This is a genomic window from Rhodococcus sp. ABRD24 (genome assembly GCF_004328705.1).
Taxonomy (GTDB): domain Bacteria; phylum Actinomycetota; class Actinomycetes; order Mycobacteriales; family Mycobacteriaceae; genus Prescottella.
Map to the genome: position 1 here is coordinate 4,861,152 of NZ_CP035319.1, position 22,257 is coordinate 4,883,408.

The window sequence follows — 22,257 nt, forward strand, 5'->3', positions numbered from 1 at the left end:
GTGGGTGTGATCGGCGTCGCCGTCGGGTCGTTCGAGCGAATTGTCGGGATCGCTCGCGGGTGACGTAGTCCATAAGGTAGAACGAGTTCTAGTTCTGTGCCGCGGGGGTTTCCCGTCGGACCTAGAAAGGCTGATCGATGCTCAACCTTGCAGCAGCCGTCGCGCCCGTCGGGGCGATGCCGGCTGGATCGATGGTGGAATTGCCCGGCCGGGGAAGCACGTACGTCGTCGACACCGGCGCGACGGCGGACAATGCCGACAAGCCGACGCTCGTCCTGTTGCACGCCCTCGCCTGCACCGGAACCCTGACGTGGTATCCGGCGATCGAGAAGCTCGCAGAGAAGGCGCGGGTCGTGGTTCTCGACCAGCGCTGGCACGGCCGCGGTATCCGATCCGATCGATTCACGCTCGAAGACTGCGCCGACGACGTCGCGGCCCTCGCGGACGTGCTCGAACTCGATCGCATCGTGCCGGTGGGATATTCGATGGGCTCACTCGTGTCGCAGCTCACCTGGAGGCGTCATCGCGACCGCGTCGCGGGGCTCGTGTTGTGCGCGGGCGCGGCCCATTTCAAGCGGAACTCGCGCGAACGGGTGGCGCTGGAATCGCTCAGCCGCGGATTGGGAACGCTCAAGCCCCGGCCGGGGCCGGTGCCGGTAGGTGGTCCGAGGTTCGGCGGAGACCGAGTGTGGGCCTACGCCCAGTTTCGCGAGACCAGTTACGGCGCGATCGGCCGGGCCACCGCGGAGATCGGCAAGTTCGACTCGACCGCGTGGGTGGGCGACATAGATGTGCCAACCGCCGTCGTGGTGCCGACGAAGGATCTGATCATTCCGCCGCGGCGCCAGCGCTGGCTCGCTCGCCAGATCGCCGGCGCCGCAACATATGAGGTGGAGTGCGGTCACTCGTCCTGCGTCATGAATGCGGGACCGTTCACTGCTGGGCTGCTGGCTGCTTCTTCTTCCGTGCTTGCGCGCGCGCGGCCTTGACGAGCTCCGCCAGCGCCGTGGGGAAGGCGTCGGCCAGATTCCACAGGTGTGGCGCGAGTTCCTTGCAGGACACCAAGCCCACGTCGAGTCGGCCCGCGAGGGACATCACCGTCACATTGAGGCCAGCGCCGTGGAAGACCGGGCCGAGCGGGTACATCTGCTTGATGCGCGCGCCCAGGAAGTACAGCGGAACCGGTGGGCCGGGGACATTCGAGACCACGAGGTTGTGCACCACGGGGTGACGCTCGGCCAGCTTCAACTTGGCGTACACCCGCATCGCGTTGCCGAATGTGGCAGGCGCCGCGAACTGTGCCCAGTCCTGTAGGAGCGTTGCGCCCAGCGCCTCGTTGTGATGGTCCTTGTTGATGGCGTTGTGTTCGGAGATGAAGTGCAGCCGTTCGACCGGATCGGCGATATCGGTGCCGAGCTGGGTGAACATGACCGAGATCTGGTTCGTGCCAGGACGATCCGACTTGTCATGGACGGAAACCGGCACCGTGGCGACCAGCGAGCTGTCGGGGAGTTCGTTGCGGTCCTCGAGGTACTTGCGGAGTGCGCCGGCGCACATCGTGAGTACGACGTCGTTGACCTTGACCCCGAAGGCATTCTTGACGAGCTTGACGTCGTCGAGGTTGAGCTCGGTGTACGCGATGGTCCGGCGGCCGGTGATCGCTCCGTTGAAGGAGGTGCGCGGCGCGGAGAACGGTGTCGGCATCGCCTCACCCTTGCGGGCCCGGCCGATCCAGCGTGGCAGCAGCGTGACGCTGTCCGGAATCAGTTTCACCATCTTCATCGGTCGTGTTGCGAACGACAGCAGACCGTTGACGGCAATGTCGAGCGAGCTGGCCCGACCCGCGCCTTCGGGGAGCTGCTCGAAGTCGGGTCGCGGGGCGTCGGGCTCGACTCCGCACAGCTGCGACATGAGGTTGGAGCCCGTGACACCATCGACGTTGGCGTGGTGCATCTTCGACATCACCGCGACGGATCCGTCCTCGAGGCCCTCGATGACGAACATCTCCCAGAGTGGCCGCGTGCGGTCCATCGGCTGGCTGGCGATCGAGCTGCACAGTTCGGAGAGTTCGTCGCGGCCGCCGGGCGCGGGGACAGCGATCCGGTGGAAGTGGCGGTCGATGTCGAAGTCGGTGTCGTCGACCCACACTGGGTGGTCGAGGTTGAAGCGCGTGTCCTTGAGTCGACGTTTGAAGCTCGGCATCGACTTCACCCGAATGGCCAGCTCGTCGCGCAGCTTTGCGAAAGAATAGCCACCCGGGATGGTGGACCCGTCGAGAATGATCAGGCCGCACACATGAAGCATCTGTGTCGGGGTTTCGAGGTACAGGAAGCTGGCGTCCATTCCACTGAGTCTCTCCATGCAGCTAACGGTAGAACCTGTTCTATATTGCCGTGTGCGATGTGACAAACCTCATGGTTGAATACGTTCATGAGGATCAGTAACAGGTTCCTGTTGAGGCAGTTGGTTACTGCCGGATTGACAGCGAATGCGCTGCGCCCACTGCCGGGTATGCCGGCATCGGTACCGACATTCGTCTCCGGCTGGCTGGCAACGGAGCTGGCACCGCAGTTGCTCGCGGCCACCGTTGTCGATGCCGCCGTCCATGTGGTGCGCCACGGCGTCCGGGACCGCGGCGATGTCGTCGGGCTGGCTGCGGCGGGCGTGTCGGTTGCCGGTCTGGGGGCCGTGATCGCGGCCGGTCGGGGGGCGCAGGGTGAGGTCGAGTCAGCGCTCGAGTCTGCTCTCGGACCGGACTTCCGATCCATCGGGGACGCGGCGCGTCCGATACCGCGGGTGCCGTGGCGTCAGCTTGCCTTCCCCTTCCGGATGCGTCGGCCAGATGTGGTCCGCGTGCGGGATCTCGACTACTCGCCGGGCGGCAGCCGATTCAAGATCGATATCTATCATCGTCGGGACATCCCCGCGAATGCGCCTGTCCTGCTGCAGATCCACGGCGGAGGGTGGGTGATCGGAAGCAAGGATCACCAGGGAATCCCGCTGATGCTGGAGATGGCGTCGCGCGGTTGGGTGTGTGCGGCGATCAACTATCCGTTGTCGCCGAAGGCTGTATGGCCGGCTCATCTGATTGCCATCAAGCGTGCCGTTGCTTGGCTGCGCGGCAATGTCGGGCGGTTCGGCGGCGATCCCGGATTCATTGCGGTGACCGGAGGTTCGGCCGGCGGGCACCTGGCGGCGATGCTGGCGCTGACGAGTGGCGACACGAGCCTGCAGCCCGGTTTCGAGGACGCGGATACCTCGATCCAGGCGTGCGCGCCACACTATGGTGTGTACGACTTCGCGGGGGAGACGGGGATCAAAGCGACACGGCAGCGGGTCGAGTCAGGGCTGATGCCGATGGTGCTTGGGAAGAAGGCGCAGTTCCCGCAGGACTATCTCGCGGCGTCGCCGCGTGCGCACCTGCGCGAGGATGCGCCGCCGTTCTTCGTGGTGCACGGAACCAGCGACTCGTTCATTCCCGTTGCCGAGGCCCGCGAGTTCGTCGACCGGCTGCGTGAGGTGTCGGCGAATCCTGTGGCATACGCCGAGTTGCGGGGCGCCCAGCATGCATTCGATATTTTCCCGTCGATCCGGAGTTTCCGAGTGGCGCAGGGTGTTGCCGATTTCCTCGACTGGGCGCATGCCCGGCAGAAATCGGCTGTTGCTTCGGTGGATACCACTGGTGCAGCGACGGGCGTGGTCAGCTAGCTGTCAGAACGGTGGGGGTTCGTCGATATCGTCTGTGGTGTCGGCGTGAGTGCCGTTTCGGGGTAGGCGGTGTCTGCGTCGTGGGATGTGGGGGACGAGGGTGTCGGGGTCGAGGTCGGTCATCGCGACCCCGCCGGGCAGACTGATCGTGGTGGTGCCGTAACTACTCGACCACACCACGATCCCACCGGCGAGCATCACCGCGGTGGTACGGCCCATCGTTTTCAGGTTGTGGTGGAACTGGCACAGGCACTGCAGATTCGAGGTGATCGTCCACCCACCCGCGATCGGGTCACGGTGCGAGAACGGCACGATGTGGTCGAGTTGGCACCGGGCTGCGGGCATCGAGCAGCCCGGGAACCGGCACCGCCCGTCACGGGTCCGGACCATCCTCGCCGTCGACGCGTCCGGACGATAACTCAACGCCCCGCCCGGCGGGCGCGGTAGTCCGCCGTGCCCGTCCGGGAACTGCCCACCCCGCAACACCGGATCGGCGTCGAGCGCGCGCAGGACATCACCGATCGCGGTACCCGCCCCGACCGGCGGCAGCCCGGGCCGCGGTCGTCGCCGATCCCACCACGACGACGGGAACAACGGCTGCGGCAACCGGCCCGCACGATGCCGGGCACCCCGACCACGGAACACCTGCAGCCCCGGCCGCCGCGGCAACCACCCGGACGGATCGTCCAGTTCGCTGCCACCAACGTCCAGCTCACCCGACCCGCCGACGCCGACGCCGACGCCGGTCTCGGTGTCGGCGCCAGTGTCGGTGTCGGCGCCGGGGCCGGTGTCGGCGCCGGGGCCGGTGGGTGTCAGTCCCAGTTCCGTCGCCAGGTCGAGCAACTCCGTGAGCATCGCCTGCCACGTACCGTCCTCGGCCAGCATCCGCGCCAACCCCGGATCCACCGGACCATGACCCTCCAAGAATGCCGGTGACGCCGTCAACCCCAACAACGTCGCCACATCAACCGTGATCTGCACCAACGACTTCCGCCGCGACGGCATCGACACCCCACCCACCCTCGGACACCCCTCGGTCTCGCACGTGCACGCCAACCCGCCCTCCCCATGCAGCAACGCCACGAACGCATCCACCAGCAACGCCTGCCGCCCCCGCCGATCCTTACCGCACACCGTCTCAGCCATCTCACACACCAACTGCCACGCCGCCCGACCCTGTTCCGCCGACAACACCGCCGTGAACTCCGACAACGGCCCCACCGGACGCACCCGCACCCGGCACTCCGCTTCCGCGACCTCCCGATCCGACGCCGCCTCCTGCGGACTCGCCCGCACGATCAACGCCCGAATCTCCCGCCCCAACGCCGCCGGCGCCAACCCCCGCGCCGCCGCCACGATCTCCGCCTCCAACAACGCCACCGTCTCCGCCGACAACCCCGTCGTCTCACAATGAATCCGCCACACCCGCGCATAATCGACATCCCCCGCCAGGAACGCCGCCCGCGTCACCGGCAGACGTAACCGCAGATCCACCCCCAGATCACAGAAATGCGACGCCATCGTGTGCGAACACCCCAACCGCGTCGACACCTCCGCGATCGCCTCGTTACCGCAGTCACGCACATCCCCACCCCGCAACCGCACGTCCCGCTCGAGCGCCGACAACGTCAACTCACCCGCCAACAACACCTTCCGCGCCGCACACACGTTCTCCACCCGCGCCAACACAGACAACTCCACGAACCGCGCCGCGTCCCCCACGACCGCATCCGCCAGCGCCGCACCGACCCCACCCCCGATATCGAACATAGTTTCGATTTGTTCGAACCCCACCGACAAACACGGACAAACACAGAAGGAATCGAGAGCGAACAGGCGCGCGGAAGATCAGCGCATCGCTCGTTGTGTTCGCTGCCGACAGCGAAGGACCATTGCCGGAGCGCCCGGTATCCGCAATGCCCGCATGACCGTTCGGCCGGGGCGCCGCCGTCTCACGGCATCTGCCGAATCGCGGGAGGGCATCTCTGCCGCCGGTTCGCTCTGGGATCTGCGGACTACGTGAAGTTCCGGGGCCCGCGGCCGAGACTCGCGATCCCGGCGGGGGGCAATCCGGCGGCGTAGGCCAGGACCTCGCAGAAGGCTTCGACGTGCGAGCCGAGCGCGGTGGACGTCGCTGTCCACGAGGCCCGTAACTCGAGTTGGTGGGCGTGTGGCGGCCCGGCGATGTCGCCGTATCGCACCGAGCTGGTGGCTGTGACGGTGCCACCCAGAGCCACGATCTCCTCGCAACGGGCCTCGAGGGAGTCGACGAGCCAGCTCCAGGCGACCTCAGGCAGCAGCGGATCGGCGGCGAGCGCGGCATCGAGGTCGGCCTGGATGTATGCGACCAGACGCATGGTGCCGTTCCAGGCTTCGTCCCCATCCGGGTCGTAGAGCAGGATGAGACGACCGAATGCGTCGCCCTCGGACTGCCCTGCGACATCGCCGCTCTCGGAGTGCCGCACCTCCGCCCCGATGGCGTAGCTGTAGGGCGCGAGCCGCTGCGGCGGACGGATCGGACCGATCTCGATTTCCGGGTGAACCTCGGCCGAGTTCATCGCGTCGATTGCGGCGCGGAACTGGGCGGGTTCGCTGGGTAATCCCGGGGTCGTCACACCAGCGGACGTTAGACGCCTCACCTGGGAGCGCGTCGGAGGCGCGCCGATTCCGCGCGGGCGCCGAGCCATGGCAGCATGGACCCCGATGAGCGGCTTGGAAGATACGAATGCAGGTATGACCGGGCGTGCCGAGTACCCGTCTCGACGGGTACTGGGTGACGCACCGTTGTTGGCGGCGGCTACCGGCCGTCCGGTGACGCATCGACCCGTGTGGTTCATGCGTCAGGCCGGACGCTCGTTGCCGGAGTACCGGGAGATCCGGGCCGGAATCGGGATGCTCGAGTCCTGCTTCGACCCGGAGCTGGTCTGTGAGATCACCATGCAGCCGGTGCGCCGGCACAAGGTGGACGCAGCGATCCTGTTCTCCGACATCGTGGTTCCGTTGAAGGCAGCGGGCATCGACCTCGACATCGTGGCCGGTGTCGGTCCGGTGGTGGCGAACCCGGTGCGGTCGGTTGCCGATGTCGTGGCGCTGCCCCGGCTGGTCCCGGAGGAGGTAGGCGCGGTCACGCAGGCGGTCCGGCTGCTCACCGAGGAGTTGGGCTCCACCCCGCTGATCGGTTTCGCCGGCGCGCCCTTCACGCTCGCCTCGTACCTCGTCGAGGGCGGCCCGAGTCGCAATCACGAGCGCACCAAGGCGCTCATGCACGCCGACCCCAAGACATGGCATTTGCTGCTCGGCACCATCGCAGACACCACCATCGCGTTCCTACAGGCACAGCTGCACGCCGGGGTCGACGCGATCCAGTTGTTCGATTCGTGGGCCGGTGCGCTATCGCTCGCCGAGTACCGCGAGTTCGTCCTGCCGCACTCGGAGCGGGTGTTCGCCGAGGTCGAGTCCGCACACGTTCCGCGCATCCACTTCGGTGTCGGCACCGGTGAGCTACTCGGCGCGATGGGTGAGGCCGGCGCTGACGTGGTCGGCGTCGACTGGCGCATTCCACTCGATGTGGCCGCGCGCCGGGTCGGTCCGGGGAAGGCGCTGCAGGGCAACCTCGATCCCGCCGTGCTGTTCGCGGGCTGGCCGGCGATCGAAAAGCAGGTGCGCCGCATTGCCGCGGAGGCCGACGCCGCACTGGCTGCGGGCGCGACCGGTCATATCTTCAATCTCGGACACGGCGTGCTGCCGGACACCGATCCGAGTGTGCTCACCGATGTCGTGGAGCTGGTGCATTCGTTGTGACCGGTCGGCGGGTCTCGGTAGCGGTCGTCGGTGGCGGCGTCACCGGCCTGGTTGCGGCGTACCGTCTGCGTCAGCAGCTCGGTGACGACGCCCGGATCACCGTCGTCGAGGCGGGGTCGCGGACCGGCGGCAAGCTGCGGACCGTGGACCTCGCCGGTGCACCGGTCGACGTGGGTGCCGAGGCGTTCATCGCCCGGCGGCCCGAGGTCGCCGACCTGATCGTCGAACTCGGGCTAGGCGATCAGCTGGTGCATCCGGCGGGGAAGCAGCCGCTCATCTGGTCGGATGGCTCACTCCATCCGCTGCCGGCACGGACGCTGATGGGCATCCCGTCGGATCCGCGGTCCGTGGCCGGGCTGGTCGACGATCGGACCCTCGCACGCATCGCCGGCGAACCCGAGATCCCGCTGCAGTGGGACCGGGCGTCCGACATCGACGTCGCGACCCTCGTCGGGTCCCGTTTCGGCGAGCAGGTGGTGCGGCGTTCGGTCGATCCTCTGCTCGGCGGCGTGTATTCGGGCCTGTCCGACTCGATCGGTGTCCGGGCCGCCCTGCCGTCGCTCGCGGCGGCTCTGGATGCCGGTGCGGCGAGTCTCACCGAGGCCGTCATGAAGGCGTTGCCGACGCCCACTCCGGGCCCCGTGTTCGGGACCCTGCGTGACGGCTACGGCGTCCTGCTCGACGCGCTGCGCAGGGCGGCCCGTGCCGACACGGTTCTCGAGGCGACGGCGACGGGGCTGCGCCGCGAGGGTGCGGGCTGGTGGCTCGATCCGGTCGGCGCGCTCGACGGCGCCCTGCTCGCCCTGCCCGCGCCGGACATGGTGCACCTCGTGGCGGAGGTAGCTCCGGAGCTCGCCGCCGCTGCTCGCGATATCGAACTGGCGTCATCGGCGGTCGTCGCGATGGCGCTGCCGACCGACGCCGGGGTCCCGGACAACTCAGGCATCCTGGTCGCGACGGGAGAGTCGTTGGGCGCGAAGGCGTTCACGCTGTCGAGCCGCAAGTGGCCGCACCTGGCCGAGCGGAACGTCACGCTGGTGCGGGCGTCGTACGGGCGGTACCGGGATGCGGCCGTCGTGGACCGCACTGACGAACAGCTGATCCAGATGGCCCGCGCCGACCTCGCGACGGTGGCGGGCGTGTCGACCGAACCGGTGGACGCGTTCGTCCAGCGCTGGCGCGGCGGCCTGCCGCAGTACGCTCCCGGTCACCTGGACCGGGTCGGCGCGATCGAGGGCGCGGCATCGGGCATCGTCGGGCTCGAGGTCGCGGGCGCCTACCTGCGCGGAGTCGGCGTCCCGGCGTGCGTGGCGTCCGCGACGATGGCGGCGACACGGCTCGCGGCGCAAGTGGCAGGATGAGCGGCATGGCACGCCTCGATTTCGACAAGCTCAATTCCACCCTCCGCTACGCGATGTTCTCCGTCTTCCAGGTGCAGCCCGGCGTCCTCGGTGACGACCGTGCCGCGGCCGTGAAGCAGGCACAGGCGTTCTTCGATTCGTTCGAGGACACCGATGTCGTCGTGCGCGGCATCTACGACGTCGCAGGCGTCCGCGCCGATGCCGACTTCATGATCTGGACGCACGCGGAGCGCCTCGAGGATCTGCAGAAGCTGTACCAGGACTTCCGCCGCACCACCGACCTCGGTCAGGTCAGCGACCCGGTGTGGTCGAATGTCGCGCTGCACCGTCCCGCCGAGTTCAACAAGAGCCACGTTCCGGCGTTCATCGCCGGTGAGGATCCGGGCGACTACATCTGTGTGTACCCGTTCGTCCGCTCCTACGAGTGGTATCTGCTGCCCGATGCCGACCGCCGCAAGATGCTCGCCGATCACGGCATGGCCGGCCGCACCTACCCCGACGTCCGCGCCAACACGATCCCGGCGTTCGCGCTCGGCGACTACGAGTGGATCCTCGCGTTCGAGGCTCCCGAACTCGACCGCATCGTCGACCTGATGCGCGACCTGCGCGCCACCGAGGCCCGCATGCACGTGCGCGAGGAGACGCCGTTCTTCACCGGTCCGCGAGTGAGCGTCGAGCAGCTCGTCAACTCCCTGCCCTGATCTGACCTGACCCGATGTGACCGCACCCCGCACCTGACAGGTGCGGGGTGTTTCCTGCGTACCTCGGCGTGGGGCGGCGGGTCGGTTCTCGTATCCTGAGCGCATCAGCGGGCCCACGAGAGGGGCATGCGATGTGGATGGAACAGGCGTCTTCGTGGTGCCCTGAGCCCCGCTGGCAGACTGAGGACCGTGAGTTCGGCGGCGCGGTACCAGCACATGGCGCACTGGGGCATGTTCGAGGTCGCGGTGGCCGGCGGAGACGTGAGCGCGGTGCATCCCTACTCCGGAGATTCGGATCCCTCGCCGATCCTGGGCAACCTGCCGGGTTCGGTGCGCCACCGGTCCCGGATCGCCGGCCCGGCGGTGCGCCGAGGCTGGCTCGAGAATGGACCGGGACCGTCCGAGGCCCGCGGCTCCGACGAGTTCGTCGCCGTGTCGTGGGACGAACTCGTCGATCTGCTCGCGCACGAACTGCGGCGCGTCGTCGACGTCCACGGCAACCGAGCTATCTTCGGCGGTTCCTACGGCTGGGCCAGCGCCGGCCGGTTCCACCACGCGCAGAGTCAGGTGCACAGGTTCCTCAACATGCTCGGCGGCTACACCCGCTCGGTGCACAGCTACTCGCTCGGGGCCACCGGCGTCATCATGCCGCGCGTCGTGGGCACCCACTGGAAGTTGTTCGCCCGCTCGACCAATTGGGACGTGATCGCCGACCACACGGATCTGATGGTGTGTTTCGGTGGGGTGCCACTCAAGAACACCGCCGTCAACAGTGGTGGCACGAGTGCACATCCGACCCGCGGCGCGCTGGATCGATTGCGGGAGCGCGGCGGCGAGGTGATCTCGATCAGCCCGCTGCGCGACGATATGCACGGGCGATGCGAGTGGATCGCGCCGATCCCGGGATCGGATGTCGCGATCATGCTCGCGCTCGCGTATGTGCTGGCGTCGGAGGGTCTGCACGACAAGGACTTCCTCTCGACGCACTGTGTGGGATACGAGCGTTTCGAGGACTACCTGCTGGGGCGCTCCGACGGAGTGCCCAAGGCTCCGGAGTGGGCGTCGGCGCTGTCCGGTGTCCCGGCGCAGACTCTCGTGTCGCTGGCTCGACGGATGGCTGCCGGGCGCACGATGGTGACCGTCACATGGTCGTTGCAGCGCGTCCGGCACGGGGAGCAGGCTCCCTGGATGGGGGTGACCCTGGCCGCGATGCTCGGCCAGATCGGTTTTCCCGGAGGTGGATTCGGCCACGGCTACGGGTCGATGAACGAGCCGGGGCTCGCGCCCGTGCCCTATCCGTTACCGACCCTGTTCCAGGGCACCAACCCGGTCTCCGATCACATCCCGGTGGCCGCGATCGCGGACCTGCTGCTGCACCCGGGGGAGGAGTTCGACTACGACGGCCGACGCCTCACGTACCCGGACATCCGCCTCGTGTACTGGGTCGGCGGCAATCCGTTCCACCATCACCAGGAGATCGCCCGGCTGCGGCGCGCTCTGGGCCGGCCGGACACGATCGTCGTGCACGAGCCGTACTGGACGCCGATGGCCCGGCACGCCGACATCGTGGTGCCGTCGACGACGTCGCTCGAGCGGGCGGACCTGGCCTGTACCCGCAACGATCCGCTACTTGTGGCGATGCACCAGGCGGTTCCCCGGTACGCCGATGCGCGCGACGACTACGACACGTTCTCCGCGCTCGCGCATCGGTTGGGCTTCGGTGAGCAGTTCACCGAGGGGCGCACCGCGCAGCAGTGGATCGAGCACCTCTACGAGCAGTGGCGGGGGTTCGTGGTGGGGGATCCGGAGCACCTCGAGGCGCCCGCGTTCGGCGAGTTCTGGCGCCGCGGGCATGTGCGGATGCGGGCGGAGGACGGGCTGACCCTTTTCTCCGAGTTCCGAACCGATCCGCAGCGGAACCCATTGACCACACCGAGCGGTCGGATCGAGATCTTCTCCGCCGACATCGACGGCTTCGGCTACGACGACTGCGCCGGACACCCACGCTGGTACGAGCCGCAGGAGTGGCTGGGAGGCGATCGCGCGCAGCGGTTTCCGCTGCACCTCATCGCGAATCAGCCGAAGACGCGGCTGCACGGCCAGCTCGACCACGGGGTCGCGAGTCAGGCGTCGAAAGTCCAGGGGCGGGAGCCGATCCGGATGCACCCGGCCGATGCGGTGACGCGGGGGATCGACGCGGGTGAGGTGGTGCGTGTGTTCAATGACCGCGGCGCCTGCCTCGCCGGCGTCGTGCTCGACGACGGGATGCTCGCCGGGGTGGTGCAGCTCGCGACCGGCGCTTGGTACGACCCGCTCGATCCGGCCGACCCCGATTCGATGTGCGTGCACGGCAATCCCAACGTCCTGACCGCCGACGTGGGCAGTTCCCGGCTGTCACACGGATGTACCGGTCAGCATGTGCTGGTTCAGGTGGAGCGCTTCGACGGGCCGTTGCCGCGGGTGAAGGCGTTCGACCCACCGATCTAACTTGTTCTATTTGATCTAGAACAATAAAGTGGTGCTCGTGCTCATCCGTATAGATCAGTCGTCGGCCGTTCCGCTCTACGAGCAGTTCGCCGCGTCCGTGCGCGGCGCGATTGCCGAGGGGGCGGTCGTGCCGGGGGAGCGGCTGCCGTCCGCGCGAGATCTGGCGTCCTCCCTCGACCTCAACATCCACACCGTCCTCCGCGGATACCAACTGCTGCGCGACGAGGGGCTCATCGAACTCCGTCGTGGTCGCGGGGCCGTGGTGGCGGAGGACGCCTCGATTCGGGGCCGGTTACAGGAAGCGGTTCGGGGCCTCGTCGCGGAGGCGAAGCGTCACGGCATGAGCGCGGCAGACCTGCTCGATCTGGTGAAGAAGGAGATGGCATGACCGACTCGATTCAGGGGCAAAGGGTTTCGTGGTTGCGTGGCCTCGCCGGCACGGTGCTCATCCCGGTCGTCGCGGCGGCGGGTTCGATCGGGGTGCTGACGGCGTGGACCGACGACCTGCCCGACCCGACCGCCGTCCACTTCGGGCCTGGTGGGGCCGCGGACGGTTTCACGTCACGGGCTGCGGCGCAGTGGATGCCACTGCTGGGTCTCGCCTTCGCGGTGCTGCTCGGCGGAATCCTGTTGCTGCTGACGCGACGCGACGTGCGTGCGGCACGGTTGGGGGCCGCGATCGCATCCGGGACCGGTACAGCTGTCGCGGTCCTGCCGGTGGGCATCCTTGCCGCCCAGCGCGGAGTCTCGGACGCGGCCGACGCCTCGTTCGCCGGCTGGTGGCTGGTCCCGGTGGTTCTCGTCGGCATCCTCGCGGCGATCGCCGGGTCCGCCCTGGTCGGGCGGCCCGACCCGGCCGGGGTGGTGACGGTCGCGCCGCCGTCGGACGCAGCGCGGCTGGCCCTGACCGACACGGAGACTGTTGTGTGGACGGGCACGGCCGCGATGCCCCGCTGGCTCGCAATGGTGTTCGCCTTCGTACCGATCGTCATAGTCGTGTCGGCCGTCTGGATGGCGTCCGAGGACGCGGCGCCGATGCTGCTCGTCGCGGCGGTCGTCGGGGCGCTGCTGATGGGCCTCGCCCTCGCGCCGGTCCACGTCGTCGTCGACGGACGCGGCCTCGAGACGCGGTATGTACTCACCGGTGGCCGCCGCCGGATTCCGCTCGACGAGATCGCCCGCGCCGACGCGGTGTCGATCGGCCTGATCAACCGCTACGGCGGCATCGGCTACCGCGTCGGCCCCGACGGCGTCGGCCTGCTGGTGCGCCCCGGCGCAGCTCTGCGCGTCACGCGCGGTGACGGTTCCAAGTTCACCGTCTCCGTTGACGGCGCGGATCAGGCTGCGGCCGTGCTCAACTCACTCGCGGCGCGGGGACGCATCGTCAAGTAGCAACGCCGAGCGCAGAACGGCGTCCCGCGCGCGCAATCGTGCGCGCGGGACGCCGATGTGCGCGCGGGACGGCTATGCGTTCCCGTCGGTCGGCCGCAGCGTGAGCGAGATGCTGTTGATGCAATACCGCTTGTCGGTGGGCGTCGGGTAGCCCTCGCCCTCGAAGACGTGTCCGAGATGGCTGTGGCAGCTGCTGCACAGCACCTCGACGCGGCGCATGCCCAGCGAGCTGTCCTCGCGCAGGATGACGGCATCCGAATCTGCAGGATCGAAGAATGACGGCCACCCGCAGTGGGAGTCGAACTTCTCGGTGCTGCGAAACAATTCCGCGCCGCATGCACGGCACGAGTACACGCCCTCGGTCTTGGTGTCGGTGTACTCGCCGACATGCGGGCGCTCGGTGCCCGCCTCGCGCAGCACCTGGTACTCGGCCGGAGTCAGATGCGCGCGCCATTCGGCGTCACTGCGCTCGAACTTGGGAGCGGGTAGACCGGAATCCTGTGCGGAACTCATGGGACCACGCTAGTACGTTCGTCAGACCTTCGCCGGTGCCGGCTCCGGTGCCGAGCAGGACGCCGCGAGGAACGCCGGGTCGATCCCGGACTCAAGACGGCCCTCGCGCTTGGCGGTCAAGTAGCGGTTCGTCAGCACAGCGAAAATGACGATCAGCAGCAGACTCCAGCCGAGCGTGGTCTTGAGGTACTCGGCCGTGCGCCCCGCCTCGACGAACCGCAACGATTCCCAGTTGTCGAGGGTCAGGAACCCGTACGCGGCCAGCCACGCCGGCCAGTTCCGCATCACGGAGTTCTTCAGCACCACCGTCATCAGCAGTGGGAACAGCATCATCGAGTAGTACATCTGGCCGAGCGAGCCGATCAGGAACGACGCCGTGAGCAGCACGCCGGTGGCGGTGCAGACGAAGAACAGCTCGTCGTTGCGGTAGTAGCGGTACAGCAACCACAGCGACACCGCGACCATGCCCGCGAAAGCGATCCGCAGTGCCCAGATCAGCGCGACCGGTAGGCCGTAGTACGTGCCGTTGCCGAGGATCGAGCTGTTGAAGTAGTCCCGCGAGTCCAGCAGGTACGGCAGAGTGTGGTGCACGAACTCCATCGGATCTGCGGACAACGGCCAGGCCACGGCCATCAGCACCACCGGGATACCGACAGCGGTGACGAACACCTTCCACTGCCCGCGTACCAGCGGCAGCAGCAATAGTGGTGCGAGGATCGGCTTCACGGCAAGGGTGAGGCCGATCGCGGCCCCGGACCAGTAGTCTCGCCGCCTCAATAGCAGAAGCAGGAAGGCGACCTCGCCGAGCAGCACCAGCCCGTTGATGTTGGTGAATACGAGTGTGTTCACGACGGTTTCCGTCGAGAACGCCGCAAGCAGCAGGATCGGGGCGGCGATCGAATCGAGCGCCAGATTGAACATCCGCAACAACAGATACAGCGCGACGATCACGGCGATCGCGTTGATGAGGATGAACAGCCAGCGGGAGCGTTCGGGGTCGATTATTGCGATCGGCGAGATCAACAGGGTGCCGCTTGGCGGGTACAGGTAGTGCGGGTCCACCGAGTTGAAGTTGGCCGTGTAGACCTCACGGCGATTGAGGAACGCCAGGGCAGCCTGGTAGACCGGGGCGAAGTCGTCCGTCCGGAACCCGTTGACGGCCTTGACCAGCACTCGCTGGAGCACGGTCATGATCGCAATGGGCCACAGGGCGAACTTGATGACCTCGGCGGCGGTGCGGCCGGTACGCGGCTCGAATCGTCGAAGGAACACCACGGCACGGTACACCGCAAACGCGGCGGGTGCTTTCTCCTCTCCGCGAGTCATGCGGGGCAGGCACCTCCGTTCGGCGGCAGCGTGCCTGCATCGATGTAGCGGATCAGGGCCTGCTGAGCGCAGTCGGAATGCGTCGTGACGGGGTGTCCCGAGCCCTCCCACGACACGCTCGACCATACGGTCCCCGCAGCTGCGAGCGTGCCGGTCACGGTGGAGAGTCCGCCGTCGCCGACGATCGGGTCGGCGACGCCACTGAGCACCAGAGTCGGGGCGGGGATCTTGCTGGGCAGCGGTGGCGGCGCCATGGTCGGCCACGCCGAGCAGCTCATCAGCGCAATTGCCGCGTCGGAGCCGAAAAGTGGATACCGCTGCGACCACGCCTGGGCGAGTTCGCCGGCCTGGCCCGGCCCCGGCCACTGCTGTCCGTCGCTGCAGCGGGCGACGAACTGGCCGTCGCTGCCGACCGCGGCCTCGGTCGCGCCGATCAGATCCAGAAGCGGCGCCTTGTCGCCGCGTCCGGCGGCCGCGAGGATGTCCGACAGTTCCCGCACACGGCTCGACTGATCTCCTCGTGGGGAACCGAGGAATGCTGACACGGCGGTCAGCAACGCGTTCGATGAGACCGGTGCAAGTTCGCCCGCGGCGGCGCGGCCGTGCAGGTCGGTGATCGCGGCCGCGGGATCAGGGCCGAGTGAGCAGCTCAGTGCCGCGCATCGGCGGCTGAACGCGGCGACGGCCGCCTGCGCACCCTGCACCCGGTACTCCGCGGCGGTCGATGCGTCTGCGGTAGTCGCGGCGGGGGAATCGAGGACCAGGCGGCCGACCTGCGCGGGGTGCCGCGCGGCATAGGCGAGTGCAACGGCCGCCCCGTTACCGGAGCCGAGCAACCCGAGCGAATCCACCTGCCAGATGCGGCGAAGCTGTTCGAGATCGTCCGCCGCGTGGGCGGTGTCGAACGCGAGCGCGTCGGGGGCGAGATCGTCCGTGCATGCGATCGTCGCTGCCCGGCTCGCCGCGGCGACCTTGCTGGCATCCGGTATGTCCGCTGGGCCGAACTCCCCCAGATCGGCCAGCACGCGGCGGTCCGGGGTCGGGACACAGTCGATCGCCGTCGATGTGCCGATCCCGCGACGATCGACCGCCACGATCGGCCGGGTAGCGAGCAGCGCCGAGATCGGTCCGGTGGCGAGGGCTGCGAGTGTGCTCGACGACGCCAGATCCGATCCCGAGGTCAGGACGAGCGGGGCAGCGTCGGTCGGTGTCTGCGGTAACCGGGCCCGCAGCACTCCCACCTCGAGCGAGCCGGCGGCCGTGCTGGTGGCGTCGACCGGGGCGACGAAACTCGAGCATTCGAGCGACAGCCCGCCGGGCCCCGGTCCGAGTTCGAGGCGGTCGAGGGTGGCGGCCTTGCAGTCCTTCCACACCAGATCCCGCACCGGGGCCTGCAGGCTCGCGATCGCCGGTGGCCCATCACTCGTCGGGGCGGGATCGCCACCCTGTTCGACAACGGCGACATCCGGACGTTCGGACGGGCCCGCGCCGCAGGCTGTGCAGACGGCGAGAACGATTGCGAGGACCCCGATTCTGCGCATGCCGGACAGCCTGCCAGGTATGTCAGTCCCTGGGTGCGCGTACCCATCGGGTGAGTAGCGTGCCGTCGGCATCGCCGAGGATGTGCGCGCGGCTCATCGGGGTGGGGTTCGCGGTGGGGGAGACCGCGATGCGGCCCGCCCCGCCAGCCAGGAGCTGTGGCGACGTCGTCAGGCACAGTTCGTCGACCGTGCCGTCGCGCAGGAGGGTGCCGAACAAGCCGGGTCCGCCCTCGCAGAGGATGCGGCGGAGCCCACGCACTGCGAGCGCGGCGAGAATGGCGGGGCCCGTCACGGTGTGCTCTGCGACGATGTCGATGTCGGCACCGGCTTCGCGGAGCCGGGCCAGCCGGTCCCGGTCGGCTGCAGCCGACGTCAGGACGAGTGGGGGCACCTCGGTGTCGGTGAACAGTCGTGACTCGGGATCGAGTGCCGCGCTCGCGGTCACGACCGCGATCGGCGGGATTGCCGACAGCCCCGCACGGGTTCGGCGCGCGGCCATGACGCCGTCGGTGCGGGCACCGCCGTAGTTCTCTGCGCGCACGGTCCCAGCCCCGACCACGATGACGTCGGCCAGTTCGCGCAGCACCGCGAACAGCCGCTTGTCGGCGGGGGTGCCGAGCCCCGCGCTGGCGCCGTCGGCGGTCACGGCTCCGTCGATGCTGGAGACGAAATTGACGCGCACCCATGGGCTGTCGAGTGAACTCGGGTAGCCGTAGAGTGAACGCAGGTCGTCGTCGGTCAGCTCTGACGGTGAACGCTCGCCGTCGGCGTTCTGTGTGAAGTAGGTCGCAATATCCAGACGGTGCACAGGTTCGATAACAGCACGTCGATACGCTCAATGCATGCATGCACGTCTTGTCGATCGCAATCCGGTGGTGCCGGCCGATCAATTGGTTGCTCAGATGGTGCCCCCGGCAATGTTCGACGAGGTCAGCTTCGCGTCCTACATTCCCGATCCGAAGGAGCCGAGCCAGGCCGCGGCAGTGCACAAGGCCGAGGAGTTCTCGGGCAAGGTCGCCAAGATCCGCGGCGGCGGACGCCGGGGCCTGTTCGGGAAGAAGGCGCCTGCCACCGGCGCCGGGCTGTATCTCGACGGCGGATTCGGTGTCGGCAAGACCCACCTGCTCGCCTCGATCTTCCACAGCTCGCCGTCGCCCAAGGCATTCGGCACATTCGTCGAGCTCACCCACGTCGTCGGCGCCCTCGGCTTCAACAAGGCTGTCGAGGAGCTGTCGTCGCACAGCGTTCTGTGCATCGACGAGTTCGAACTCGACGATCCGGGCGACACCATGCTCGTCTCCCGCTTGCTGACGGAGCTTTCGGCTCGTGGTGTCTCCATTGTGGCCACCTCGAACACCCTGCCCGGCCAGCTCGGTGAGGGCCGCTTCGCGGCGCAGGACTTCCTGCGTGAGATCAAGAAGCTGGGGTCGATCTTCGAGACCATCCGTGTCGACGGTCCCGACTACCGCCACCGTGACCTGCCGCCGGCCCCGGAGCCCACCGACGACGCCGACCTGGTCGAGCGCGCCGACGCGGTCGACGGCGCGACGCTGGACGACTTCGACGCATTGTGCGCTCATCTGAGCACCCTGCACCCGTCCCGGTACGGCAAGCTCATCGAGGGCATCCCGGCCGTGTTCATCAAGGGTGTGCATCCGGCCGCCGACCAGTCGGTTGCGTTGCGCCTGGTGGTTCTCGCCGACCGGTTGTACGACGCCAGCATCCCGGTCACCGTGTCCGGCGCGAAGCTCGACGAGATCTTCACCCCCGAGATGCTCGCCGGTGGCTACCGGAAGAAGTACCTGCGCGCGACGTCGCGCCTGCTCGCGCTGTCGCGCTTCGAGGTTGCAGCCTGATCGACTCGTGAATGCGGCGCAGTCGTCAGAGGCTGCGCTGCATCACGAAGTCGCGGTGCGTCTGCGCGCCGACCTTGAATGTCTTCGTGCCGACACGTTCGAATCCGTTCTTGATGTAGAAGCGCTGTGCCCGCTCGTTCTCCTGATTGACCCCGAGCCACACACCAGCGCAATTCGAAGACCGGGCGTGTTCCACCGCGGCATCCATCAGCGCCGCCGACACGCCGGTCCCGTGGCTGCCCGGCAGGACGTACAGCTTGCTGATCTCCGTCGCCGGGTGCAGCGACACGGCGGACTGAACTGCATCGTCCTCCGGCGCGCCGTCGACGAGCATCACATAGCCGACGATTTCTCCGTTGCTGGTGGCTTTGAGTACCGTCCGCGCGGGATCGGTGAGGTATTCGCTGAACCGCTCGGCGGAGAGTACGTCGTCGATGAAGGCCTCAATGTCCTCTTTGGATGCGTGCGGCGGGCATGCAAGCGGAAATGTCACCGCTGCGACATCGGCGAGCGCCTCGGCATCCCAGAGTCCGGCCCTGTCCACGGTAATCGTCACGGCTTCACCTCGAGTACGTCGTCATCCGTCCCGACAAGTACATCACTTCCGGGCAGGTCGACGGCTACGCACCGGTGGAGGCGGATTCCGTCGGCGCATCGCTCGCGACCTTCCGCGGCGAAAAAGCGGGCGCCAGCAGGAACAATACGACTGCGAACAGGAGTGGGACCACAAATCCGATACGCAGGTCGGACAGTGCTGCGATGCCGCCGATCACTCCGCCCGCGATCACCGTGCCGGCATAGTTGAACAAGTTGATTCGGGCGATCACCGCATCGGTCTGTTCCGGCGGCGCCAGCCGTCCAGCCGCGCTGAAGGACAGCGGTGCGATGACTGGGGCGCCGAGGCCGACGATGAAGAACCCGGCGATCGCGACCGCCGGGGCCTGCGCGAGGACAGCCACCAGAAGGCCGATCACACTGATCGCAGCGCCCACTCGGACGACCGCGATCTCGCCGAACCGGCGCACCCAGTAGTCGCCGGTCAGGCGCGAGATCAGCGCCGTCACTTGGTATGCGCCCATCGCGAGGGCCGCGGTCCCGGCGTCGGACAGCAGTACCTCTTTGAGATACAGCGGGGAGTAGGTGCCCACCCCGAAATCGATCGCATAGAACAGCATCATCGCGATTCCGAGCGCCAGGAACGGCCGCAGCGGCACCGCGAGCGGGACGGGTGTGGTGAGTGCCGAGCGTTCGTGACCGGTACGCAGTAGTCGCGGCCCGATCCATGCGCAGATCGCTGCCACCAGCGCGGCCGCGATGAGGACGGATGTCATCACGGACAGTTCCAGTGCCGAGAAGACCGCGACGAATCCGGCGCCGGCAATTGCGCCGATGCTCCACGCCGCATGGAACGACGACAGGATGACACGACCGAACGCGTGCTGGATGGACACGGCCTGCATGTTGGCCGAGGCATCGACGATACCGAGCCCGATCCCGTAGAGCGCAAACGCCGCCAGGAAGGCGGGAGTAGAAGTCGTGAGGGCGATGCTCGCGGCGCCGATCGCGATGACCAACAGGCCAATGCGCAGCGTCGTCCGGCTCGACGTTGCCTTGGCAAGTTGTTCGGCGATGACGCTCCCGACGCCCGCGACGACGGATACGCCGACAACTGTCGTGGCCACCAAGCTGTCACTGAACCCGAGGTTCTCCTTGAACTGAGGAAGCTGGGTGAGCAGCACCGCCAGCATGAAACCCTGGAGCCCGAATGCGACCGCGGCCGAGAGTCGGGCAGTGCTGAGGGTTTTCGTGTTTCGATTCACCGGACGAGTGTCCAACGTTCTGCTCGGTTTCGTGCGGTTCTCTGCTTCACTGCTCATCATGGCTGCATATCGAACAGTTCCCGAGTTTCCCGATGACTTCGCCTTCGGCGTCGCGGCAGCGGCGTACCAGATCGAGGGCGCCGTGGCCGAGGGCGGCCGAGGCCGATCGATCTGGGACGAGTTCTGCGCCGTCCCGGGTGCGATCGCGCGCGGCGAGACCGGCGAGATTGCCGTCGATCACTATCACCGCTACCGCGACGACGTGCGGCTGATGCGGGATCTCGGCATCGACTCCTACCGGCTGTCGGTGTCCTGGAGTCGGATTCAGCCGGACGGGAGCGGCGCGGTCAACGCAGCGGGTCTGGATTTCTACGACCGACTTGTCGACGAACTGTGCTCCGCGGGGATCTCGCCGGCCGTCACGTTGTTCCATTGGGATCTGCCGCAGGCGCTACAGGATGGGGGAGGATGGCTCAACCGGGAGACTTCGTTTCGCTTGGCCGAGTACACGGCAATCGTGGGGGAGCGGCTCGGCGACCGTGTCGGCATGTGGATGCCGCTGAACGAGCCTGTCGTGCACACGCTCTACGGGCATGCGCTCGGGGTGCACGCGCCCGGGCTGTCACTCGGTTTCGGGGCGCTGCAGGCGGCCCATCACCAGCTTCTCGGCCACGGTTTGTCGGTGCAGGCGTTGCGTGCGGTGGGGTGCGGCAACATCGGTATCGCGTCCAACCATGCTCCGGTGCACCCGGCGAGCGACGCCGAGGCGGATTCCTTGGCGGCCGACATCTACGACCACATCGTCAACTGGACGTTCGCCGATCCGATCTTGCTGGGCAAGTACCCCGCAGCTGAACTTTCAGCCCTGCTGACCGGTCCGATCGACGATGACCTTGCGGTGATTGCGCAACCGCTGGACTGGTTCGGGATCAACTACTACGAGCCGACGAGGATCTCTGCACCCCAGGCTGGCGAGGGTACGGCGGGGGTTCTCGAGGTGGACCTTCCGCCAGGGATGCCGTTTGCCCCGGTGCCGTTCGAGGGGGTCGAGACCACCGACTTCGGCTGGCCGATCGTTCCGGACGGTCTTCGTGAGATTCTGACGATCTTCCGGGACCGATTCGGCTCAGCGTTGCCACCGATCTACATCACGGAGAGCGGGTGTTCGTTCCACGATCCCGATCCGGATTCCGGTGGCCGCGTCCGGGACGAGCGCCGCATCGCCTATCACGCCGATCACCTGGTGGCGGTGCGGGAGGCGATGGATGCCGGGGTCGACGTGCGGGGCTACTTCGTGTGGTCGATCCTCGACAACTTCGAGTGGGCGGCCGGCTACCGGGAGCGTTTCGGCCTGGTCCACGTCGACTATCGGACTCTGAAGCGCACCCCGAAGGACTCGTATCACTGGCTGCGCAACGTACTTGCGGCGCGGCGGGAAACGCAGGTGCGCTGATCGCGTGCGGGGATGGGAGAGCCCCAGCCGTGGATGGGGGGTCATGGCTGGGGCTCGGCACCATCGGGGGGGATGGTAGGGACGACAATACATGAGGATTTACTCAGGTTCGAATCGTTGCGAACCTGTTCGGGAACGCAGAAGTGGCACCTCCCGGGTATGGGAGGTGCCACTTCTGTTCGGTGCGCGATACTGGGATTGAACCAGTGACCTCTTCCGTGTCAGGGAAGCGCTCTCCCGCTGAGCTAATCGCGCGGGTGTGGAGGCGGAACCCGAGAGTTCCTGATCGACGGTGACA

The 22,257-nt window shown here is 67.6% G+C and carries 19 protein-coding genes and 1 tRNA gene; 10 read left to right on the top strand and 10 right to left on the bottom strand.

The window, feature by feature from the left end:
• Positions 1-137: 137 nt before the first annotated feature.
• The gene (locus ERC79_RS21800; RefSeq protein WP_131580439.1) at positions 138-989 is read left to right on the top strand and encodes an alpha/beta hydrolase; all 852 of its coding nucleotides are present in this window, start codon (positions 138-140) and stop codon (positions 987-989) included.
• Here the strand turns inward: ERC79_RS21800 and ERC79_RS21805 are convergent.
• The gene (locus ERC79_RS21805; RefSeq protein WP_207390387.1) at positions 934-2,361 is read right to left on the bottom strand and encodes a wax ester/triacylglycerol synthase family O-acyltransferase; all 1,428 of its coding nucleotides are present in this window, start codon (positions 2,359-2,361) and stop codon (positions 934-936) included. The two genes, ERC79_RS21800 and ERC79_RS21805, sit on opposite strands and share 56 nt — an antisense overlap.
• A 69-nt stretch (positions 2,362-2,430) precedes the next feature.
• Between ERC79_RS21805 and ERC79_RS21810 the strand changes: the two genes are divergently transcribed.
• Entirely contained in the window at positions 2,431-3,708 is a 1,278-nt protein-coding gene (locus ERC79_RS21810) for an alpha/beta hydrolase (RefSeq protein ID WP_242676678.1), read from the top strand.
• A gap of 3 nt (positions 3,709-3,711) precedes the next feature.
• On the opposite strand, the gene ERC79_RS21815 is transcribed toward ERC79_RS21810, so the two are convergent.
• On the bottom strand, positions 3,712-5,478 hold the full coding sequence (locus ERC79_RS21815) for an HNH endonuclease signature motif containing protein (RefSeq protein ID WP_131580440.1): 1,767 nt from the start codon (positions 5,476-5,478) through the stop codon (positions 3,712-3,714).
• Positions 5,479-5,723: 245 nt separating this feature from the next.
• Positions 5,724-6,323, bottom strand: a complete 600-nt coding sequence (locus ERC79_RS21820; protein WP_131580441.1) for a DUF3000 domain-containing protein — start codon at positions 6,321-6,323, stop codon at positions 5,724-5,726.
• A gap of 118 nt (positions 6,324-6,441) precedes the next feature.
• Here ERC79_RS21820 and hemE point away from each other — a divergent pair, with 118 nt between their 5' ends.
• The 6 genes from hemE (at position 6,442) to ERC79_RS21850 (ending at position 13,450) form a co-directional block, all read left to right on the top strand.
• Complete coding sequence (gene hemE, locus ERC79_RS21825; RefSeq protein WP_207390548.1) at positions 6,442-7,509, top strand: uroporphyrinogen decarboxylase; 1,068 nt, start codon at positions 6,442-6,444, stop codon at positions 7,507-7,509.
• Positions 7,506-8,870: a protoporphyrinogen oxidase gene (locus ERC79_RS21830; protein ID WP_131580443.1), complete on the top strand. Its 1,365-nt coding sequence runs from the start codon at positions 7,506-7,508 to the stop codon at positions 8,868-8,870. The genes hemE and ERC79_RS21830 overlap by 4 nt, the downstream gene beginning before the upstream one ends.
• A 5-nt stretch (positions 8,871-8,875) precedes the next feature.
• Positions 8,876-9,571, top strand: coding sequence for a hydrogen peroxide-dependent heme synthase (gene hemQ / locus ERC79_RS21835; protein ID WP_131580444.1), 696 nt, complete (start codon positions 8,876-8,878; stop codon positions 9,569-9,571).
• A gap of 216 nt (positions 9,572-9,787) precedes the next feature.
• Positions 9,788-12,058 (top strand): molybdopterin-dependent oxidoreductase, encoded by a 2,271-nt coding sequence (locus tag ERC79_RS21840; protein WP_131581445.1) that lies wholly within the window; start codon positions 9,788-9,790, stop codon positions 12,056-12,058.
• A 37-nt stretch (positions 12,059-12,095) separates the two neighbouring features.
• The gene (locus ERC79_RS21845; protein ID WP_131580445.1) at positions 12,096-12,446 is read left to right on the top strand and encodes a GntR family transcriptional regulator; all 351 of its coding nucleotides are present in this window, start codon (positions 12,096-12,098) and stop codon (positions 12,444-12,446) included.
• A complete protein-coding gene (locus tag ERC79_RS21850; RefSeq protein ID WP_131580446.1) occupies positions 12,443-13,450 on the top strand; it encodes a DUF1648 domain-containing protein in 1,008 nt (335 codons plus the stop codon). Before ERC79_RS21845 ends, ERC79_RS21850 begins: the two co-directional genes overlap by 4 nt.
• 72 nt (positions 13,451-13,522) lie before the next feature.
• Here ERC79_RS21850 and msrB read toward each other — a convergent pair whose 3' ends face one another.
• The 4 genes from msrB to ERC79_RS21870 are packed head-to-tail and all read right to left on the bottom strand — an operon-like array spanning position 13,523 to position 17,638.
• The gene (msrB, locus tag ERC79_RS21855) at positions 13,523-13,963 is read right to left on the bottom strand and encodes a peptide-methionine (R)-S-oxide reductase MsrB (protein WP_131580447.1); all 441 of its coding nucleotides are present in this window, start codon (positions 13,961-13,963) and stop codon (positions 13,523-13,525) included.
• Positions 13,964-13,984: 21 nt separating this feature from the next.
• Positions 13,985-15,289, bottom strand: a complete 1,305-nt coding sequence (locus ERC79_RS21860) for a glycosyltransferase family 87 protein (protein ID WP_131580448.1) — start codon at positions 15,287-15,289, stop codon at positions 13,985-13,987.
• Positions 15,286-16,830, bottom strand: coding sequence for an alpha/beta fold hydrolase (locus ERC79_RS21865; RefSeq protein ID WP_131580449.1), 1,545 nt, complete (start codon positions 16,828-16,830; stop codon positions 15,286-15,288). The genes ERC79_RS21860 and ERC79_RS21865 overlap by 4 nt, the downstream gene beginning before the upstream one ends.
• Positions 16,831-16,852: 22 nt before the next feature.
• Positions 16,853-17,638 (bottom strand): pyrimidine reductase family protein, encoded by a 786-nt coding sequence (locus ERC79_RS21870; protein WP_131580450.1) that lies wholly within the window; start codon positions 17,636-17,638, stop codon positions 16,853-16,855.
• Between the two features lie 34 nt (positions 17,639-17,672).
• On the opposite strand from ERC79_RS21870, the gene zapE reads away from it, so the two are divergent.
• Complete coding sequence (gene zapE / locus ERC79_RS21875) at positions 17,673-18,686, top strand: cell division protein ZapE (RefSeq protein ID WP_131580451.1); 1,014 nt, start codon at positions 17,673-17,675, stop codon at positions 18,684-18,686.
• Between the two features lie 25 nt (positions 18,687-18,711).
• Here the strand turns inward: zapE and ERC79_RS21880 are convergent, their stop codons facing one another.
• Entirely contained in the window at positions 18,712-19,242 is a 531-nt protein-coding gene (locus ERC79_RS21880) for a GNAT family N-acetyltransferase (protein ID WP_131580452.1), read from the bottom strand.
• Between the two features lie 64 nt (positions 19,243-19,306).
• A complete protein-coding gene (locus ERC79_RS21885) occupies positions 19,307-20,506 on the bottom strand; it encodes an MFS transporter (RefSeq protein WP_242676679.1) in 1,200 nt (399 codons plus the stop codon).
• Positions 20,507-20,564: 58 nt separating this feature from the next.
• On the opposite strand from ERC79_RS21885, the gene ERC79_RS21890 reads away from it, so the two are divergent.
• Positions 20,565-21,959: a GH1 family beta-glucosidase gene (locus tag ERC79_RS21890; RefSeq protein ID WP_131580454.1), complete on the top strand. Its 1,395-nt coding sequence runs from the start codon at positions 20,565-20,567 to the stop codon at positions 21,957-21,959.
• Positions 21,960-22,142: 183 nt separating this feature from the next.
• On the opposite strand, the gene ERC79_RS21895 is transcribed toward ERC79_RS21890, so the two are convergent.
• A tRNA-Val gene (locus ERC79_RS21895) sits at positions 22,143-22,214 on the bottom strand.
• Positions 22,215-22,257 lie beyond the last annotated feature (43 nt).

What these genes read in the sequence shown, in the direction of transcription:
- ERC79_RS21800 (WP_131580439.1), top strand. Translation starts at nt 138, where the DNA reads ATGCTCAACCTTGCAGCAGCCGTCGCGCCCGTCGGGGCGATGCCGGCT.
- ERC79_RS21805 (WP_207390387.1), bottom strand. Translation starts at nt 2,361, where the DNA reads ATGGAGAGACTCAGTGGAATGGACGCCAGCTTCCTGTACCTCGAAACC.
- ERC79_RS21810 (WP_242676678.1), top strand. Translation starts at nt 2,431, where the DNA reads ATGAGGATCAGTAACAGGTTCCTGTTGAGGCAGTTGGTTACTGCCGGA.
- ERC79_RS21815 (WP_131580440.1), bottom strand. Translation starts at nt 5,478, where the DNA reads ATGTTCGATATCGGGGGTGGGGTCGGTGCGGCGCTGGCGGATGCGGTC.
- hemE (WP_207390548.1), top strand. Translation starts at nt 6,442, where the DNA reads ATGACCGGGCGTGCCGAGTACCCGTCTCGACGGGTACTGGGTGACGCA.
- hemQ (WP_131580444.1), top strand. Translation starts at nt 8,876, where the DNA reads ATGGCACGCCTCGATTTCGACAAGCTCAATTCCACCCTCCGCTACGCG.
- ERC79_RS21840 (WP_131581445.1), top strand. Translation starts at nt 9,788, where the DNA reads ATGGCGCACTGGGGCATGTTCGAGGTCGCGGTGGCCGGCGGAGACGTG.
- ERC79_RS21850 (WP_131580446.1), top strand. Translation starts at nt 12,443, where the DNA reads ATGACCGACTCGATTCAGGGGCAAAGGGTTTCGTGGTTGCGTGGCCTC.
- msrB (WP_131580447.1), bottom strand. Translation starts at nt 13,963, where the DNA reads ATGAGTTCCGCACAGGATTCCGGTCTACCCGCTCCCAAGTTCGAGCGC.
- ERC79_RS21860 (WP_131580448.1), bottom strand. Translation starts at nt 15,289, where the DNA reads ATGACTCGCGGAGAGGAGAAAGCACCCGCCGCGTTTGCGGTGTACCGT.
- ERC79_RS21865 (WP_131580449.1), bottom strand. Translation starts at nt 16,830, where the DNA reads ATGCGCAGAATCGGGGTCCTCGCAATCGTTCTCGCCGTCTGCACAGCC.
- zapE (WP_131580451.1), top strand. Translation starts at nt 17,673, where the DNA reads ATGCATGCACGTCTTGTCGATCGCAATCCGGTGGTGCCGGCCGATCAA.
- ERC79_RS21890 (WP_131580454.1), top strand. Translation starts at nt 20,565, where the DNA reads ATGGCTGCATATCGAACAGTTCCCGAGTTTCCCGATGACTTCGCCTTC.